This window comes from Streptomyces odontomachi (genome assembly GCF_024435355.1).
Lineage (GTDB): Bacteria > Actinomycetota > Actinomycetes > Streptomycetales > Streptomycetaceae > Streptomyces > Streptomyces odontomachi.
The window spans coordinates 214244-231463 of record NZ_JAMJWG010000014.1; the positions used below are offsets into that span (position 1 = coordinate 214244).

At 72.9% G+C, this 17220-nt stretch carries 14 protein-coding genes; 12 read left to right on the forward strand and 2 right to left on the reverse strand.

Features of this window, described 5'->3' with window-relative positions; translation table 11 throughout:
• Window positions 1–52: 52 nt before the first annotated feature.
• Window positions 53–1255, reverse strand: coding sequence for an amino acid deaminase/aldolase (locus tag NQO67_RS26965; RefSeq protein WP_255952870.1), 1203 nt, complete (start codon window positions 1253–1255; stop codon window positions 53–55).
• A gap of 1162 nt (window positions 1256–2417) precedes the next feature.
• Between NQO67_RS26965 and NQO67_RS26975 the strand changes: the two genes are divergently transcribed.
• The 3 genes from NQO67_RS26975 (at window position 2418) to NQO67_RS26985 (ending at window position 5972) form a co-directional block, all read left to right on the forward strand.
• Window positions 2418–3857 carry a hypothetical protein gene (locus NQO67_RS26975; RefSeq protein WP_255952871.1) on the forward strand — a complete coding sequence of 480 codons (1440 nt, stop codon included), beginning with the start codon at window positions 2418–2420 and terminating at the stop codon, window positions 3855–3857.
• A complete protein-coding gene (gene mycP / locus NQO67_RS26980) occupies window positions 3857–5077 on the forward strand; it encodes a type VII secretion-associated serine protease mycosin (protein ID WP_255952872.1) in 1221 nt (406 codons plus the stop codon). Before NQO67_RS26975 ends, mycP begins: the two co-directional genes overlap by 1 nt.
• A 136-nt stretch (window positions 5078–5213) precedes the next feature.
• The gene (locus NQO67_RS26985; protein ID WP_255952944.1) at window positions 5214–5972 is read left to right on the forward strand and encodes an SseB family protein; all 759 of its coding nucleotides are present in this window, start codon (window positions 5214–5216) and stop codon (window positions 5970–5972) included.
• 58 nt (window positions 5973–6030) lie between these two features.
• On the opposite strand, the gene NQO67_RS26990 is transcribed toward NQO67_RS26985, so the two are convergent.
• Entirely contained in the window at window positions 6031–6423 is a 393-nt protein-coding gene (locus NQO67_RS26990; protein ID WP_255952873.1) for a DUF1844 domain-containing protein, read from the reverse strand.
• 525 nt (window positions 6424–6948) lie between these two features.
• Here NQO67_RS26990 and infC point away from each other — a divergent pair.
• The 9 genes from infC to NQO67_RS27035 all read left to right on the forward strand — a co-directional run bounded on the left by infC (window position 6949) and on the right by NQO67_RS27035 (window position 17219).
• Window positions 6949–7572 carry a translation initiation factor IF-3 gene (infC, locus tag NQO67_RS26995; RefSeq protein WP_255952945.1) on the forward strand — a complete coding sequence of 208 codons (624 nt, stop codon included), beginning with the start codon at window positions 6949–6951 and terminating at the stop codon, window positions 7570–7572.
• A 143-nt stretch (window positions 7573–7715) separates the two neighbouring features.
• Window positions 7716–7910, forward strand: coding sequence for a 50S ribosomal protein L35 (rpmI, locus tag NQO67_RS27000; RefSeq protein WP_165257477.1), 195 nt, complete (start codon window positions 7716–7718; stop codon window positions 7908–7910).
• Between the two features lie 103 nt (window positions 7911–8013).
• Window positions 8014–8397, forward strand: a complete 384-nt coding sequence (rplT, locus tag NQO67_RS27005) for a 50S ribosomal protein L20 (protein WP_255952874.1) — start codon at window positions 8014–8016, stop codon at window positions 8395–8397.
• A gap of 233 nt (window positions 8398–8630) precedes the next feature.
• Entirely contained in the window at window positions 8631–9488 is an 858-nt protein-coding gene (locus tag NQO67_RS27010) for a TrmH family RNA methyltransferase (protein WP_255952875.1), read from the forward strand.
• A gap of 104 nt (window positions 9489–9592) precedes the next feature.
• Window positions 9593–10744 (forward strand): sensor histidine kinase, encoded by a 1152-nt coding sequence (locus NQO67_RS27015; protein ID WP_255952876.1) that lies wholly within the window; start codon window positions 9593–9595, stop codon window positions 10742–10744.
• A gap of 218 nt (window positions 10745–10962) precedes the next feature.
• On the forward strand, window positions 10963–12099 hold the full coding sequence (pheS, locus tag NQO67_RS27020; protein ID WP_255952877.1) for a phenylalanine--tRNA ligase subunit alpha: 1137 nt from the start codon (window positions 10963–10965) through the stop codon (window positions 12097–12099).
• Window positions 12099–14654, forward strand: coding sequence for a phenylalanine--tRNA ligase subunit beta (pheT, locus tag NQO67_RS27025; protein WP_255952878.1), 2556 nt, complete (start codon window positions 12099–12101; stop codon window positions 14652–14654). Before pheS ends, pheT begins: the two co-directional genes overlap by 1 nt.
• A gap of 617 nt (window positions 14655–15271) precedes the next feature.
• Entirely contained in the window at window positions 15272–16612 is a 1341-nt protein-coding gene (locus tag NQO67_RS27030) for an NsdA family TPR-like regulatory protein (protein WP_255952879.1), read from the forward strand.
• 52 nt (window positions 16613–16664) lie between these two features.
• The gene (locus NQO67_RS27035) at window positions 16665–17219 is read left to right on the forward strand and encodes an NUDIX hydrolase (RefSeq protein ID WP_255952880.1); all 555 of its coding nucleotides are present in this window, start codon (window positions 16665–16667) and stop codon (window positions 17217–17219) included.
• Window position 17220 lies beyond the last annotated feature (1 nt).

The following is a 17220-nucleotide window of genomic DNA, read 5'->3' on the forward strand; positions in this document are numbered from 1 at the left end:
TGGCGGTAGGCGGCAGGCGGTAGACAGACGGCAGGCGCCCGCGTCCGAGGTGTCAGAGGAACGTGTGTCCCTCACCGCGGTAGGTGGGCACGGTGGCCGTCACCGCCGCCCCCTCGATCAGGTGCAGCACGTCGAACCGCTCGCACAGCTCCCCGGCCTTCGCGTGCCGGAACCACACCTTGTCGCCGATCAGCAGATCGTCGGCCACGGCCCCGAGCAGCGGAGTCTGCACCTCACCGGGGCCCTCCTGCGGGTCGTAGCGCAGCCCCGGCGGCAGATGCGGAACCGGCAGCCGGTCCTGGCCGGCCGCGCCCGAAGCGGGATAACCGCCGCCCAGCACCGTCACCACCCCCACGCCCGGCCTGCGGACCACCGGTTGGGCGAACAGGGCGGCGGGACGGCCCGTGAAGGACGTGTAGGCGTCGAAGAGCCGTGGCACGTAGAGCCCCGAACCGGCGGCTATCTCCGTCACCGCGTCCTCCGCCGCGGTGTGCTGCACGCTCCCGGTGCCACCGCCGTTCACGAACTCCAGGTCCGGCGCCGCCGCGCGCACCGCGCGCACCGCCTGCGCACGCCGCCCCGCAAGCTCCCGACGCGCTGCGGCCTGCATCAGCCGTACCGCCCGGGACCGCATCGGCCGCCCCGGCACACGGTCCCCGACGCCGGCGATATGGGCCTCGTACGCCATGATCCCGACCAGCCGGAACCCAGGCCGCCGGGCCACGGAGCGCGCCAGGTCCGCGAGCCGGTCGGGGGAGCGCAACGGTGAGCGGCGCGCGCCGATGCGGACCCGCCCGCCGAACAGCTGGAGGGACGTGTCGAGCTCCAGGCACACCCGGATCGCCTCGCGACCGCCGGCACGTGCCGCGTCCATCAGGTCCAACTGCGCCGGATCGTCGATCATCACCGTCACGGCCGCCGCGAGCTTCGGGTCACCGGCGAGTTCCGCGAACGCCTGCCGGTCAGCGGACGGATAGGCGAGCAGCACATCGTCGAAACCGGATCGGGCCAACCACAGGGACTCGGCCAGGGTGAACGCCATGATCCCGGCGAACCCCTCGCGCCCCAGCACCCGTTCCAACAGCGCCCGGCAGCGTACGGACTTGCTCGCGACCCGGATCGGTTTGCCGCCCGCGCGCCGGACGAGATCGGTCGCGTTGGCGTCGAACGCGTCCAGGTCCACGATGGCGAGCGGGGCGTCGAGATGCGCGGTTGCCCGGTCGTACCGGGCCCGGTCGGCAAAGGGGCCTGTCATGTCCGCAGCCTGCCAGAGCGCGTTGGCTCAGGCCAGGGCCGTGAAGCGCAAGGTTATGGCCCACCGCCGGTGTTCGGAGGCGAGCGAGACGACGAGGAGAGCGGTGGAGCGGCCGGCAGAGGCGCCGAAGAACCGGAGAAGTGCCGGAGAGGAACCGGAGAAGGCCGGAGAAGTGCCGGAGATGAGGCGCGGGAGGGCAAGAGAGAGGCGCGGGAGTGGCCAGGGAGGGGCCGCAGGGACCGCGGTGAGGGGAGCAGGCGGGAGAGCGGAAGGCAGGCGGGAGAAGACGTCGAAGAGTGGCGAAAGGGATGATACGGATAGATCTGCTCGGGCCTGCGGACCGGTTCTCCCTTCACCCGTATCAGCCCGTAGAGTGGCGCGCACGAAAGACCGCAACAGGTCTGTCGTGAAGGGCGATCGTCCGGCACTAGAGCGGGGGCGGCGCCCGCCGAGGCAGCTGCCGGGACGAGGAAACGGGGGGTGCATGAGCACGGAAGCGCAGCGCCCGCCCGTTCCGCCGCGCCCGGAGCCCACCGAGGCGCCCAAGGCCACACCACCGCCCCCTCCGCCACCCGCCGCCAGCTCCCGTTTCCCCGACGCCCCACCCCCGTCCGCGCCCACCACCGCCGCGTCGACCGGCGCCACGACGGCTGTGCCCGGCATGCCCCCCGTGAGCACGTCGTCGACGGCAGCGGCGTCTGCCGCGGGCGGGACCGGCGGCACGACGCCTTCGGGAGCAGGTCCGTCCAGCGGCTCCAAGTCCGTGGGGGGGCGGTCGCCCGCCAACGACACAGGGCACCCGGGGTCCACGCCCACCGGGACCGGCTCCGCCGCGCCCTCGGCCACGGGGTCCCTGCCTTCGGGCGCCCTGTCCGTGGAGGCCCCGGCCGCGGGGAGCACGTCCGTGGCACGGACGTCCACCGGAGCCATACCCTTGCCGCCCCCTCCGTCGACGTCGCCCGGTGTGCCGTCCCGCCCGGACGTGCCGCCCGCATCGGGCGGTTCAGCGGGCCCGGGTGGCTCGACCGGAGGGAGCGGCTCGATCGGCCCGGACGGTGCCGCGCCCGCTGACCTGCCGCCGCGACCGCCGGCCCCACCCGACTCCCGGGAGCCGTCCCCGCAGGCCGCGCCGCGCCGGCCCGACGCATCGCCCCAACAGGCCATGCCGGCGCGCCCCCAGACCCCTCCGCGCGGCACCGCGCCGCTCCCGCCCGAAGCGCCACCCCGGCAGCCAGGGCCGTCGGACGCACGGCGCCCGAACCCGCAGCCGTCGGGACCGCCGGCACCGGTCTCGCAGACGTCAGGTTCGACGTCGACGGGCTCGTCCCAGGCCCAGGCCCGAGCCTTCGAGATACCGCTGCTCCCGGCCGACCATCCGGACGCCGACTCCGGCACCGTCCGCATCCGCAAGCGGCAGAACGGCACATCGCCGCCGGGCGCGCCACCGGGCGCGACGGCCCCGCCCGAACCCAGCGAGCACGCCGGCCCCACCCCGGCTCCGCCGCCCGGCACCACCCCAGGGCCCCAGACCGGCCCCAGACCGGCACCCGAGCGTCCCATCGCCGCCCCGGACCCTTCCGTCACCACCACCACCGGAATGCCGTTGCCCCCCACCGAACCACCCGGCACCTCTCCCTCCAGCCTCACCGCGCTCCCGACGTACCCGCCCGAAGACACCTCGGACGCGCGGCACGACGCCACCCAGGACACCGGATCGCGACGTGCCGTGGGCGCCGTCGACCTGACGCCGAAGCCCGGCTCCGGACGCCCGTTCGTGTTCTTCGCGCGGCCGGCGGCCTACGACGACAACACCACCCGGCTGCGCCCGGTACGCGACGGAGTCCGGCCGCGTGCGGTGGCCGCGGCAGCCTGCCTCGTGCTCGGCGTCGGCCTGATCGGCGGCGCCATCACCGGGAGCTGGCTGACCGGCGACAGCTCCACCGCCGCCGGCTCCGCACAGTCCTACGAGGCCGCGGCCGGGCTGTGGCACAACACGCCGGTCGACCAACTCTTCCCGCCCGTCGTGCAGGGCGACAACGCCGGCCCCGGCCAGGCCGACCGCACCTGGCAACGGCTCGCGGTGGCTCCGGACTCCGACTGCGCCCACGCCTTCGACCCGCTGCTGTCCAAGGCGCTCGCCCCGGTCGGCTGCCAGCGCCTGCTGCGCGCCACCTACACCGACGCCACGCACAGCTACGTCACCACCGTCGGACTGCTGTTCACCAAGGCCGACGCCGCCGGCATGCGGGCCCTGCGCAGCCGCTTCACCAAGGACGGGCTGGACCAGCGCACGGACCTGATGCCTCGCACGTACGCCGCGAAGGGCACCCCGGCCGCCGGCTTCGGTGACGCCCAACGCGCCTCGTGGGCGGTGTCCATCCGCACCGACATGCCGGTCCTCGTGTACGCGGTCTCCGGGTTCGCCGACGGCCGCACCGTGCAGGACCCCCAGCCCGCCGCGAAGGCCATGGAGTCCACGGCCACCACCCTCGTGGCCCAGGCGGGCCTCGGCCACGAGGCGCAGGGGCTCCTCGACCGGACGGAGCGTGGCCTGCGCACCCACGCCGGCCCCAAGGCCTCGGACACGGAGCAACAGCCTTGATGAACCGCATACGCCCCGCCACGACCGGGAAGCTGCGCGGGACGGCCGTGGTCCTGATCGCCGCCGCACTCGTACTGCTGCCGTCCACCGCCGTCCACGCCGACAGCATCCGCATCCAGGAATGGGGCCTGGACGCGGTGCACGCCGACCAGGCCTGGCAGACCACCAAGGGCAAGGGCATCACCGTCGCCGTCCTCGACACCGGAGTGGACGCCGAACACCCCGATCTGAAGGGCAACGTGCTGCCCGGCAAGGACATGATCGGCTTCGGCGCGCAGCGCGGCGACCGCACCTGGGCCCGGCACGGCACCGCCATGGCCGGCATCGTCGCCGGTCACGGGCATGGTTCCGGCGGCGCCGACGGCGTCGTGGGCCTCGCCCCCGAGGCGAAGATCCTGCCCGTCCGGGTGATCCTCGAGGACGGCGACCCGAAGCGCAAAAGGGCCCGCGACACCCGTGGCGGCTCCCTCGCCGACGGCATCCGCTGGGCCGCCGACCACGGCGCCGACGTCATCAACCTCTCCCTCGGCGACGACTCCGCCTCCGCCCACCCGGAGGCCTCCGAGGACGCCGCCGTGCAGTACGCCCTGAAGAAGGGCGCCGTCGTCGTCGCCTCCGCGGGCAACGGGGGCGAGAAGGGCGACCACATCTCCTACCCGGCGGCGTACCCCGGCGTGATCGCCGTCACCGCCGTCGACCGCTACGACGACCGGGCCGGCTTCTCCACCCGCCGCTGGTACGCCACGGTCAGCGCCCCCGGCGTCGACGTCATCCTGATCGACCCCGACCGCCACTACTACAAGGGCTGGGGCACCAGCGCCGCATCCGCCTTCGTCTCGGGCGCCGTCGCCCTGGTGCGCGCCGCCCACCCGGATCTGTCACCGGCGCAGGTCAAGAAGCTCCTGGAGGACACCGCCGGGGAACCCCCCGACGGCGGCCGGGACGACGCACGCGGGTACGGCCTCGTCGACCCCGCAGCGGCGATCAAGGCCGGCGCCGGCCTGAAGCCGGATTCGCTGCACGCAGCCGCGTACGGCGCGAAGTACTTCGGCCCCGGCCCGGACGCGCCGGACAGCGACCCCATGGACTGGGTGGGCCCGGTCGCCGGCAGCCTCGGGGCGCTGCTCCTCGTCGCCGGCGTGTTCCTGTGGCGGGGTGTTCCGCCGCGCCTGCGGCGGCTGCTGGAGGGCTGGAGCCTGCGGGAGAAGGACGACTTCTGACGGTTCCCGTGCCCGCGCGTGGGCGCGTGGTGAGCGGGGGCAGCGTTCGGCAGCCGGCGCCAGCGGTGGATGACCCCTGCGCGCGGTACGGGCCGGCGGACGTCGCCCGCGCCGGCTGCGGATAGGGTCGATGACCGTGGCGAAGAAGAACATCCCCGACTCGGGCTTCTCCGGTGACGACGGCTCGGCCGACCCCCGGCTGGCTGCGGCGCTCGCTGCGTGGGCGGCGGACCGCTCCGCCGAACAGCCGGTACTGGACGCGCTCCGGGAGGCCCGGCTGCTCGTTCCCGTCGTCGCCGTGCTCGGCGAGGCCGAGGAGGTCGGCGAGGGCCCGGCGGCCGGGCTGCGGCGCGAGAAGTCCAGCGACATGGCGGTGCCCACGCTGAGGGCCGCGGGCCGCACCGCACTGCCCGCCTTCACGTCCACCGCTGCGCTGGCCCGCTGGGACCCGGCGGCCCGCCCCGTCGCCGTACCGCTGCACCAGGCGCTCCAAGCGGCGCTGCACGAGCAGGCCGACACGATCGTGATCGACCTCGCGGGCCCCGTTCCGTACCAGCTCACCGGGTCTGCGCTGCGGTCCCTCGCGGCGCCGTCGGGCGGTGCCGATCCGCTTGCCGACAGGGCCGTGCGCGCGGCGGTACGGGCGGCCGTCGCCGCCGAGCCCGCCGTGCGCAGTGCCCACCTCGGGCCCGGTCCCGCCGACGGGACCCTCGCGCTCGTCCTCGACCCGGCGGCCGAGCGGCCGGCGGACGCGGTGCAGGGGCTCGCGCGGCGGCTCGCCGCCGACGAGACGCTACGGGCCCGTCTGGTGCGCGGCCTCGACCTCGCCGTGCTGCCGGCGGAGCACCGCCCCGCGGGCGCCCCGCTGTACGAGCGCTCCACGACCAGCCCCTGAACCCCGGCCGGGGGCGTCCCGACCCGGCCACGTGCGCGGCGGACGCCCGCTCGGGCCGTCAGGCTGACGGGGACCCGGTGTACGCCTCGCCGGGGCCCTCCCCGGGCGCGTCCGGGATGCCGGAGGCCTCGCGGAACGCCAGCTGGAGCGACCTGAGCCCGTCCCGCAGCGGGGCCGCGTGGAACTCCCCGATGTCCGTGCCGCTCGCCTCGACCAGGCCGGCCAGCGCCTGGATCAGCTTGCGGGCCTCGTCCAGGTCCTTGTGCTGCGCACCGCCCTCGGCGAGACCGAGGTTGACCGCTGCTGCGCTCATCAGATGGACCGCGACCGTGGTGATCACTTCGACCGCGGGAACGTCCGCGATGTCGCGGGTCAGGGTGTCGAAATCGGGGCTCTCCCCGTCGCCGGCCGGGTCGTCGGTGACCTGAGAGGAAGACGTGACGTCGCTCATGGGCCCCCACCATAGGCCCCACCGCGCCTGCCGGAGGGCCCGGCGCCCGCGGCGGTCGGGCGGCGGCTGCCCGGGGTGCGGCGGGCTGATGCGGGCCAGCACGGCGAACGGGCCCGTCGGGGCCACGGTCCCTGCGGACCGGCGCGGGGATTCCGGTGCCCGCGGTTAGCCGCACCGGCCCGAAGCTGCTAACCTTGTGTAACGACCGGCTGGACACTGTCACACGCGATCGCTCGCAGGCACTTGCGAGACGAACCGCGGGGCAGGGCCCGGCCCGCAAGTGGAGGCTCCGATCTCCCACCTGGCCGTCCAGAGGACGGCGGGTCACCGGTCAGGCGGCAGCGTCGTACGACGCGACCCGCCCGATGCGCCCCGCGACGCGTGCGGTGCTCCGGTAGCGACAGGAGCCCCGTTTGCGATCGTCCGGGGCATTTTTCATGTACCGGCGCGGTTAGGTCTTACAGACACGAAAACGTTGCGCGGCCGTCCGCCAGGCGAGTCGCGCGGTGCTACCGAGGAGGATCCATCAGCGCCGAGCCCCGCATCAACGACCGGATTCGCGTTCCCGAGGTGCGACTTGTCGGTCCCAGTGGCGAGCAGGTCGGGATTGTCCCGCTTGCCAAGGCCCTGGAGCTTGCGCAGGAGTACGACCTCGACCTGGTCGAGGTCGCGGCGAACGCCCGTCCGCCCGTCTGCAAGCTCATGGACTACGGGAAGTTCAAGTACGAGTCGGCCATGAAGGCCCGTGAGGCGCGTAAGAACCAGGCGCACACGGTCATCAAGGAGATGAAGCTCCGGCCGAAGATCGACCCGCACGACTACGACACCAAGAAGGGTCACGTCGTCCGGTTCCTCAAGCAGGGCGACAAGGTCAAGATCACGATCATGTTCCGTGGCCGTGAGCAGTCCCGCCCCGAGCTGGGCTACCGACTGCTGGAGCGCCTCGCGGAGGACGTCCAGGACCTCGGTTTCGTGGAGTCCCACGCGAAGCAGGACGGACGGAACATGATCATGGTTCTCGGTCCGCACAAGAAGAAGACCGAGGCGATGGCCGAGGCCCGTGAAGCTCAGGCCGCCCGCAAGGCCGAGCGGCTGGGTCGCGGTGGGGCTTCCGACGAGGAGCCCGCCGAGCGGCCTGCCGAGGCCTGAGTCCCGGGGTCCTCTCCCCGGCCCCTAGGGGCAGCGGGAGAGCCGGTCCCGGGAGAGATACCCACCGATACATCTGACACTTCCAAGATGCCCGGCCCGGCGGACCGGGCATCGGAGTGCCAAGACGAGGAGAGTACGGCGCCATGCCGAAGAACAAGTCGCACAGCGGTGCCAGGAAGCGCTTCAAGGTCACCGGCTCCGGCAAGGTGCTCCGTGAGCGCGCTGGCAAGCGCCACCTGCTTGAGCACAAGTCGTCCCGTCTGACGCGGCGCCTCACCGGCAATGCCGAGATGGCCCCGGGCGACGCCAAGAAGATCAAGAAGCTTCTCGGCAAGTGACGCCGCGGCCCGATCCGGGCCATGCGACGCGAAACCGGGACCGAAGTCGATACCGGGCCGGATGAGTACACCCCACACCGGCCCCGCTACAAGGAGTTAACACGTGGCACGCGTCAAGCGGGCAGTCAACGCCCACAAGAAGCGCCGGGCGATCCTTGAGCAGGCCAGCGGCTACCGCGGCCAGCGCTCTCGCCTCTACCGCAAGGCGAAGGAGCAGGTCACCCACTCCCTCGTCTACAACTACAACGACCGCAAGAAGCGCAAGGGCGACTTCCGCCAGCTGTGGATCCAGCGCATCAACGCCGCTGCCCGCGCCAACGGGATCACCTACAACCGCTTCATCCAGGGTCTGAAGGCCGCGGACATCGAGGTGGACCGCAAGATCCTGGCCGACCTTGCGGTCAACGACGCGAGCGCGTTCTCCGCGCTCGTCGAGGCGGCGAAGAAGGCCCTGCCCAGCGATGTGAACGCGCCCAAGGCGGCTTGATCGGCGACGCCCGGTTCATGCCGTAACACCTCCGGACCCGCGGGCCACAGGCTCGCGGGTCCGGAGCGTGTCGGGGCCCCGACACGCTCCGGACAGCCAAGAACGGCCTCCCCCAGTGCCAGAGCCCAGGAGCCAGGACCTCCAGAGCCTGGACTCCCCAGAAGCCGGGCCCTGCGAGGCAGGCTCCAAGACCAGCCCCAAGACCGGCCCCGAGACCAGACCCAAGGTGCCCCATGCCCGCCGCTCCCCAACTGATCTCGCCGCGCTCCCCGCGGGTGACCGCCGCCCGACGGCTGGTCAAGCGGAACGCACGCGGCAAGGAGCAGCGGTTCCTCGTCGAAGGGCCGCAGGCCGTGCGGGAGGCGGTGACGCACCGGAGCGGGTCCGGGCCGGTACTCGTCGAACTCTTCACGACGGTCGAGGCCGCCGAGCGGTACGCCGAGATCATCGGGGACGCCCGGGACCAGGGCGCCCGGATCCACCTCGCCGATGACGCCGTGATCGCGGACATCTCCACCACCGTCACCCCGCAGGGCCTGGTCGGTGTCTGCCGCTTCCTGGACACGCCGTTCGACGCGGTGCTCGCCGCCCGGCCACGGCTCGTCGCCGTGCTCGCCCACGTGCGCGACCCCGGCAACGCCGGCACCGTACTGCGCTGCGCGGACGCCGCGGGAGCCGACGCCGTCGTGCTCACCGACGCCTCCGTCGACCTCTACAACCCGAAGACGGTCCGTGCGTCCGTCGGCTCGCTCTTCCATCTGCCCGTCGCCGTCGGCGTGCCCGTCGACACCGCGGTGCAGGCACTGCGGGAGACCGGCGTGCGGGTGCTCGCGGCCGACGGGGCGGGCCCGCACGACCTCGACACCGAACTCGACCGGGGCACCATGGGCGGGCCCACCGCCTGGGTGTTCGGCAACGAGGCCTGGGGGCTGCCCGAAGAGACCAGGGCGCTGGCCGACGCCGTCGTGCGCGTGCCCATCCACGGGCGGGCGGAGAGCCTGAACCTGGCCACCGCAGCCGCCGTCTGCCTCTACGCCTCCGCACGTGCACAGCGCGCCGCCGGAGGGTGCCGCAGCGTCACCGAAGGCTAGTAGTGTGGCCGGTTCGGGGGCCTCCCCGAGCCCTCGACTGTGCTGGAACAGGTGCTCGACACGGGAAACACCCCCATCACGGGTCGGAGAGGCGGGGTACGGGGATGGGCGTCGGCACCAGCAGGCCAGCGCAGAAACAGCAGGCGCCGCGCCCGCGGACGCCCCACCGCGCGGAGGCGGACCAGCCGGGCACCGAGCCGCACGGCTACGACCCGGACGAACTGCCCGACGGCCTCGTCATCGCCGACGAGACCGGCACCGTCGTCTGCTTCAACGCCGCCGCCGCCCGGATCACCGCGACCCGTGCCGCCGACGCGCTCGGCACCCCGCTGGAGCGCGCGCTACCCCTCGAAGACCTCGAAGGCCGCCGCTGGTGGCGGCTGACCGACCCCTACGGTGGCCTCGCCATCCGGGTCGGCCAGCCCGAGCGGAACCTGCTGCTGCCCGGCGGCAGGGAAGTCCTCGTCACCGCCACCTATGTGCGCGCCAGGCCCAAGGGCCCGGTACGGCGGGTGGTCGTCTCGCTGCGGGACACCGAGGCCCGCCGCCGCACCGAGCGCAGCCACGCCGAGCTGATCGCCACCGTCGCCCACGAGCTGCGCTCCCCGCTCACCTCCGTCAAGGGCTTCACCGCGACCCTGCTGGCCAAGTGGGAGCGCTTCACCGACGACCAGAAGCGGCTGATGCTGGAGACGGTCGACGCCGACGCGGGCCGTGTCACCCGGCTGATCGCCGAACTGCTGGACATCTCCCGGATCGACTCCGGACGGCTCGAGGTGCGGCGGCAGCCGGTCGACATCGGCGCCGCGGTCTCCCGCCACATCCAGGCCCACGTCGCCGCCGGTCGCCCCGCCGACCGCTTCCTGCTCCGGGTCCGCCACCCCCTGCCGGACCTGTGGGCCGATCCGGACAAGATCGACCAGGTGCTCAGCAACCTGCTGGAAAACGCGGTGCGGCACGGGGAGGGTACTGTCACCATCGACCTGGAGCCGTCGGCCGAACCGCGTGAGCGCGCCGGCTGTGGCACCACGGTCACCGTCAGCGACGAGGGTCCCGGCATTCCGGAGGAGTCCATGAACCGCGTCTTCACCCGCTTCTGGCGGGGCAGCAAGCGCGGCGGCACGGGCCTGGGCCTCTACATCGTCAAGGGCATCGTCGAAGCCCACGGCGGCACCATCACCGTCGGACGCGCCCCCGGCGGCGGCGCGCAGTTCCGATTTACCTTGCCCGCGGGCATCCCGGCCTATCTCTCCTGAGGCCGCCAGGGATCCCGCGGGCACCGCAGGGCACCACCACCCCGTTAGACTCGGCCCCTGGCACCCTTGCGTCCCCCGTCAAGCCCCGGCCGGCCTCGAGCCGGCCCCTCGCGAGGCGACCGCCGGGCGCAGCACGCGCCGGGACACCGACAAACGGGGACCATCCACCCTCAGCTGCCGCTGGGGGTGCCCCAAGCCAACCGGAAGCACGGAAAGAGATGTCGGCACCCAACAAGTCGTACGACCCCGTCGAGGTCGAGGCACTGAAACCGGAAGAGATCGAGCGCATGCGGGACGAGGCGCTCGCCGCCTTCGCGGCCGCCGCCGACCTCCAGCAGCTCCAGGAGGCCAAGACCGCCCACACCGGTGGCACCTCCCCGCTGGCGCTCGCCAACCGCGAGATCGGCGCACTGCCGCCCCAGGCGAAGGCCGAAGCGGGCAAGCGGGTCGGCCAGGCACGCGGCGCGGTCAACAAGGCGCTGGCCGTCCGCCAGAGCGAGCTGGAGGCCGAGCGGGACGCCCGGGTGCTCGTCGAGGAGTCCGTCGACGTCACGCTGCCCTACGACCGCACCCCGCCCGGCGCCCGCCACCCGCTGACCACCTTCATGGAGCGGGTCGCCGACGTCTTCGTCGCCATGGGCTACGAGATCGCCGAGGGACCCGAGGCCGAGGCCGAGTGGTTCAACTTCGACGCGCTCAACTTCACGCCCGACCACCCGGCCCGGCAGATGCAGGACACCTTCTTCGTGCAGGGGCCGCAGGGCGGCGACGCCGCCGACGAGTCCGGCTCCGGGATCGTGCTGCGCACCCACACCTCGCCGGTGCAGGTCCGCGCCCTGCTCGCTCGTGAGCTGCCGGTCTACGTGGTCTGCCCCGGCCGCGTCTACCGCACCGACGAGCTGGACGCCACGCACACCCCCGTCTTCCACCAGATCGAGCTGCTGGCCGTCGACGAGGGCCTGACCATGTCCGATCTGAAGGGCACCCTGGACCACATGGTGCAGTCGCTCTTCGGGCCCGACATGAAGACCCGCCTGCGGCCCAACTACTTCCCCTTCACCGAGCCGTCCGCCGAGATGGACATGCTCTGCTACGTGTGCAAGGGCGCCTCGGTCGGCAACCCCGACCGGCCCTGCCGCACCTGCTCCAGCGAGGGCTGGATCGAGCTCGGTGGCTGCGGCATGGTCAATCCGCGCGTGCTGATCGCCTGCGGCGTCGACCCCGAGAAGTACAGCGGATTCGCCTTCGGCTTCGGGATCGAACGAATGCTGATGTTCCGCCACAACATCGAAGACATGCGAGACATGGTCGAGGCTGACGTCCGGTTCACCCGGCCGTTCGGGATGGAGATCTGATGCGGGTCCCGCTTTCCTGGCTGCGGGAGTACGTCGACCTGCCGGCGACGGAAACCGGCCGTGACGTGCAGGCCAGACTGGTTTCGGCGGGCCTCGAGGTGGAGACCGTCGAGCAGCTCGGCGCCGACATCAAGGGCCCGCTGGTGGTCGGCCAGGTGCTGACCATCGAGGAGTTGACCGAGTTCAAGAAGCCGATCCGGTACTGCACCGTCGACGTCGGCACCAGCAACGGTACGGGTGAGCCGCAGGAGATCATCTGCGGTGCGACCAACTTCGCCGTCGGCGACAAGGTCGTCGTGTCCCTGCCCGGCGCGATCCTGCCCGGCGACTTCCAGATCGCCGAGCGCAAGACCTACGGCCGGATGTCGCGCGGCATGATCTGCTCCGGCCGGGAGCTGGGCGTCGGCGACGACCACGACGGCATCATCGTCCTGCCGCCCGAGCACGAGATCGGCAGCGACGCCATCGAGCTGCTGGAACTCGTCGACGAGGTCCTGGACATCGCCGTCACCCCGGACCGCGGCTACTGCCTGTCCATGCGCGGCATCGCCCGGGAGACCGCCATCGCCTACGGGCTCACCCTGCGCGACCCGGCGCTGCTCGACGTGCCGGCGGCCAACGCCCTCGGGCACCCGGTCACCATCGCCGAACCGGACGGCTGCGACCGCTTCACGGCCCGCACCGTGACCGGGCTCAACCCGGAGGCGCGCTCCCCGATCTGGCTCCAGCGGCGCCTCCAGAAGGCCGGCATGCGGCCGATCTCGCTGGCCGTGGACATCGCCAACTACGTGATGCTGGAGCTCGGCCAGCCCCTGCACACGTACGACAAGGCCGGCATCGCGGGCGCCATCGGGGTGCGCCGCGCCAAGCCCGGCGAGAAGCTCACCACCCTCGACGACGTCGAGCGCACCCTCGACCCCGAGGACCTGGTGATCACCGACGACCGCGGCCCGATCGGGCTCGCCGGCGTCATGGGCGGTGCCAACACCGAGATCGCCGACGCCGTGCCCGACCCGGAAACGGGCCGGGTACGCGGCAGCAGCGAGGTCGTCATCGAGGCCGCGCACTTCGACCCGATCTCCGTCGCCCGCACCGCACGCCGGCACAAGCTGTCCTCCGAGGCGTCCCGGCGCTTCGAGCGCGGTATCGACCCGCTCGCCGCGCCCGCCGCCGCGCAGCGCACCGTCGACCTGCTGGTCCTGCTCGCCGGCGGCATCGCGGACCCGGGTGTCACCGAGGTCGTGGCCCCCAGCACGCCGCGCACCATCACGATCCCGGCCGACCACCCGGACCGCGTCGCCGGCCTCGCCTACGGCCGCGAGACCGTCGTCCGCCGGCTCCAGCAGGTGGGCTGCGACGTGCTGGGCCAGGACGAGCTGGTCGTCACCGTGCCCTCGTGGCGGCCCGACCTCACCGACCCGAACGACCTCGCCGAAGAGGTCATCCGCCTGGAGGGCTACGAGAACCTGCCCTCCACGCTGCCCCGGCCGCCGGCCGGCCGCGGCCTCACCGACCGGCAGCGGCTGCACCGCAGGGTCGGCCGCGCGCTCGCCGGTGCCGGCTACGTGGAGGCGCTCACCTACCCGTTCGTCTCGACCGAGGTCTTCGACCAGCTCGGGCTCGACGCCGACGACCCGGCCCGCCGGGTCGTCACGCTGGTGAACCCGCTCTCCGACGAGGAGCCGGCGCTGCGCACCACGTTGCTGCCCGGCCTGCTCGGCGCGCTGCGCCGCAACGACGGCCGGGGCAGCAACGACCTGGCGCTCTTCGAGACCGGCCTGGTCTTCCACCCCCGCGTCTTCGACTCCGGTGAGGAGCAGCGGATCACGTCACGGCTGCCGGTCGACCGGCGTCCCGGCGACGGCGAGATCGTGGCGCTGACCGAGGCGCTCCCGGTCCAGCCGCGGCATGTCGCCGTCGTCCTGGCCGGTGGCCGCGAGCAGGCCGGCTGGTGGGGCCGGGGCCGGCCCGCCGACTGGGCCGACGCGATCGAGGCGGCCCGCACCATCGCCCGGGAGGCGGGCGCCGACCTGCATGTGCGCAAGGGGCAGTACGGGCCGTGGCACCCGGGCAGGTGCGCCGAGTTGGCCGTCGTCGTGCCCGACGGTGCCGGGGCGTCCCTCCAGGTCGTCGGGCACGCGGGCGAGCTGCACCCACGGGTGGTCAAGGCCCTCGGGCTGCCGGCCCGTACCTGTGCCATGGAGCTCGACCTCGACCGGCTCCAGGAGGCCGGCGAGGGGCTCGTCCCGGCACCGCGGATCTCCACGTTCCCGGTCGCCACCCAGGACGTCGCCCTCGTCGTCGACGCCGACCTGCCGGCCGCGCGCGTCGAGGAGGTGCTGCGGGAGGGCGCCGGCCCGCTGCTGGAGTCCCTCCGGCTGTTCGACGTCTTCACCGGTGAGCAGATCGGGGAGGGCAAGAAGTCGCTGGCCTACGCGCTGCGTTTCCGTGCCGCCGACCGCACGCTCACCGTCGAGGAGGCCAGCGCGGCGCGCGACGCGGCGGTGGCGCTCGCCACCGAGCGCTACGGGGCGGTGCTGCGCGGCGGCGCGTAGGCGCCTTCCCTCGGCCGTTACGCTGCCCTTGAGAGGCGCCGAAGGCGCCCGAAAGGGGCGCGGGGAACTGCGCGCTCAGCCCGACACCGGCCGGTAGACCGGGCACGACAGCAAGAGCCCCGTCGGGTCGGTGGCGACAGCACCGGTCTCGTCGTGGCTCAGCGCGCAGTTCCCCGCGCCCCTTGAAGAGGGCCGTGGTGGCCGTCGGCCGCGCAGGCCACGCATGGGGACGGACGGCAGAACGCCGTCCGTCCCGCCGCAGGTGTGTCGGGCAGGCGGCGGACGGACGGCGTTGCGGATGGATCGTCAGGTGTCGAGGGGGAGATGACGATCCGCGGACCTTCAGGACTGCCAGTCAAGCGCGCGTGCGGTGGGCGGTGGCAGAGCACGCACGGGATGAATCGGGGCAGTCGATTCACACCCCGTGTGAACGGAAGGGTCCCAAATGCGGCAGGCGCGGTAATCTGCGGACAGCGTGATTGCACGGAGTAGCCGCTACCGCTCCCACGGACGCGGTGGGTGACGGCGCGCCAGGTTCGGTCGGCCGCCGCGCGGCGCCCCTCGGCCACCACGCGCACCATCCGTCCCGTCCGCCGCGAGCCCGCCGGAGGGCAGCCATGCAGCCCAACACCCTGCTCGACGCGATCCTCGACGAAGCGGGCATCTCGCACGCCGGGCTCGCCGCGCACGTCAACCAAGCCGGAAAGGCACGCGGGCTCTCGCTGCGTTACGAACACACCGCGGTCGCCCGCTGGTTGAAGGGCCAGCGGCCGCGCGGCCAGGTGCCCGACCTGATCTGCGAGGTGCTCGCCGCCCGGTTGCAGCGCCCGGTCACGCTCGACGACATCGGGCTCGGGGTGCCCGGGAGACCCGCTCCGCCGCACGCGGTCACGTTGAACGGCTTCGTCGAGCGCGCCACCGCCCTGTGGCGCTCCGACGAGCAGCAGCGCGCCCACACCCTCGGCGCACCCACCGTCACCGGCACGCCCGCCGTGATGCCCGTATGGGAGTGGGAGAACCCGCCGGAGGACACCGATGTCTCGCGCGGCGGACGGCACGCGGTGAGCATGTGCGACATCACCATGCTGCGCGCCGCCCGCAGCCACTACGAGCAGATGTACCGCAAGGCCGGGGGCGTGGCGACGCGCACCCGTATCGTCGGATTCCTCAACGCGGAGGCCGCGCCGCTGCTGCGCGGCAGCTACACCGACGCCACCGGCCGCCAGCTGCACCGCGCCACGGGCGGCCTGGTCGCCGTCGCCGGCATATGCGCCTACGACTCCGACGCGCACGGTCTCGCCCAGCGCTACTTCCACCAGGCGCTCCGGCTGGCCAAGGCCAGCGGGGACCGGGGTCTGGGCGCCTATGTGATCGCCCTGCTGGTCAACCAGTCGCTGTTCATGTGCGAGTACCGGCAGGCCGTCGCGTTCGCCGAGGCCGCGCTGCGGGCCGCCGGGCGGCACATCACACCCGCGCTCGCCTCCGACCTGTATGCGATGCAGGCCAAGGCGTACGCCCGGTTCGGCGACGGCAGCAGCGCGCTGTCCTGCATTCGCCGTGCGGAGGCGGCCGCCGAGCGCATCAGACGTGGCCACGAGCCGGACGAGACCGGTTACGTGCAACCCGGTCTGGTCAACGTTCAGGTGGCGGAGGCCCTGCTGAGCCTCGGTGACATCAGCGCCGCCCAGGAGCACGCCGCCGCCGCAGTGGACACGCCGGCACACGACCGGGGCAGGGTGCACCGGCTGGCCATCCTCAGCCAGGTCGAGCTGCGCCAGGGCAACGCCGACCGTGCGGTGGTCACCGCCGTGCAGATGGCGGAGCAGGCGCGCGGCATGGAGTCCCAGCGGCTACGCGACCGGCTACGCACGGTGCGGGAGCATCTGGTGCGCAGCGGTGGCGCGGGAACCCAGGAGGCCGCCGAGCTGATTGACGGGGCGTTGCGCGTACCTTTGTAAGCTTTGGGCTGCTGCGATATTGCCATCTACTTGACCGGAAGGTGGCAAAGCCGTGCAGTGGAGAAAACAAAGCGAACAGACCGTTTACGCAAACCGCTGGTTCCACGTCAATCTCGCCGATGTGGAGCTGCCGGACGGCCAGCACCTCGACCACTTCCTGATCCGGTTGCGGCCCGTCGCGGTCGCCACGGTCGTCAACGAAGCCAACGAGGTGCTGCTGCTCTGGCGGCACCGCTTCATCACGGACAGCTGGGGCTGGGAACTGCCTGCGGGAGTCGTCGAGGACGGCGAGGACATCGCGTGTGCCGCGGCGCGCGAGCTGGAGGAAGAGACCGGCTGGCGACCGGGACCGCTGCACCACCTGATGACCGTGGAGCCCTCCAACGGGCTCAGCGACGCCAAGCACCACATCTTCTGGTCCGACGACGGGGTCTGCACCGGGTACCCGGTGGACGACTTCGAGTCGGACCGCAGGGAGTGGGTGCCGCTCAAGCTCGTCCCCGACATGGTGGCCCGTGGTGAGGTTCCGGCCGCCAACATGGCCGCTGCCCTGCTCATGCTCCACCATCTCAGGCTGGGGCAGGACGTGTTACCGCATCCCTCCTGAG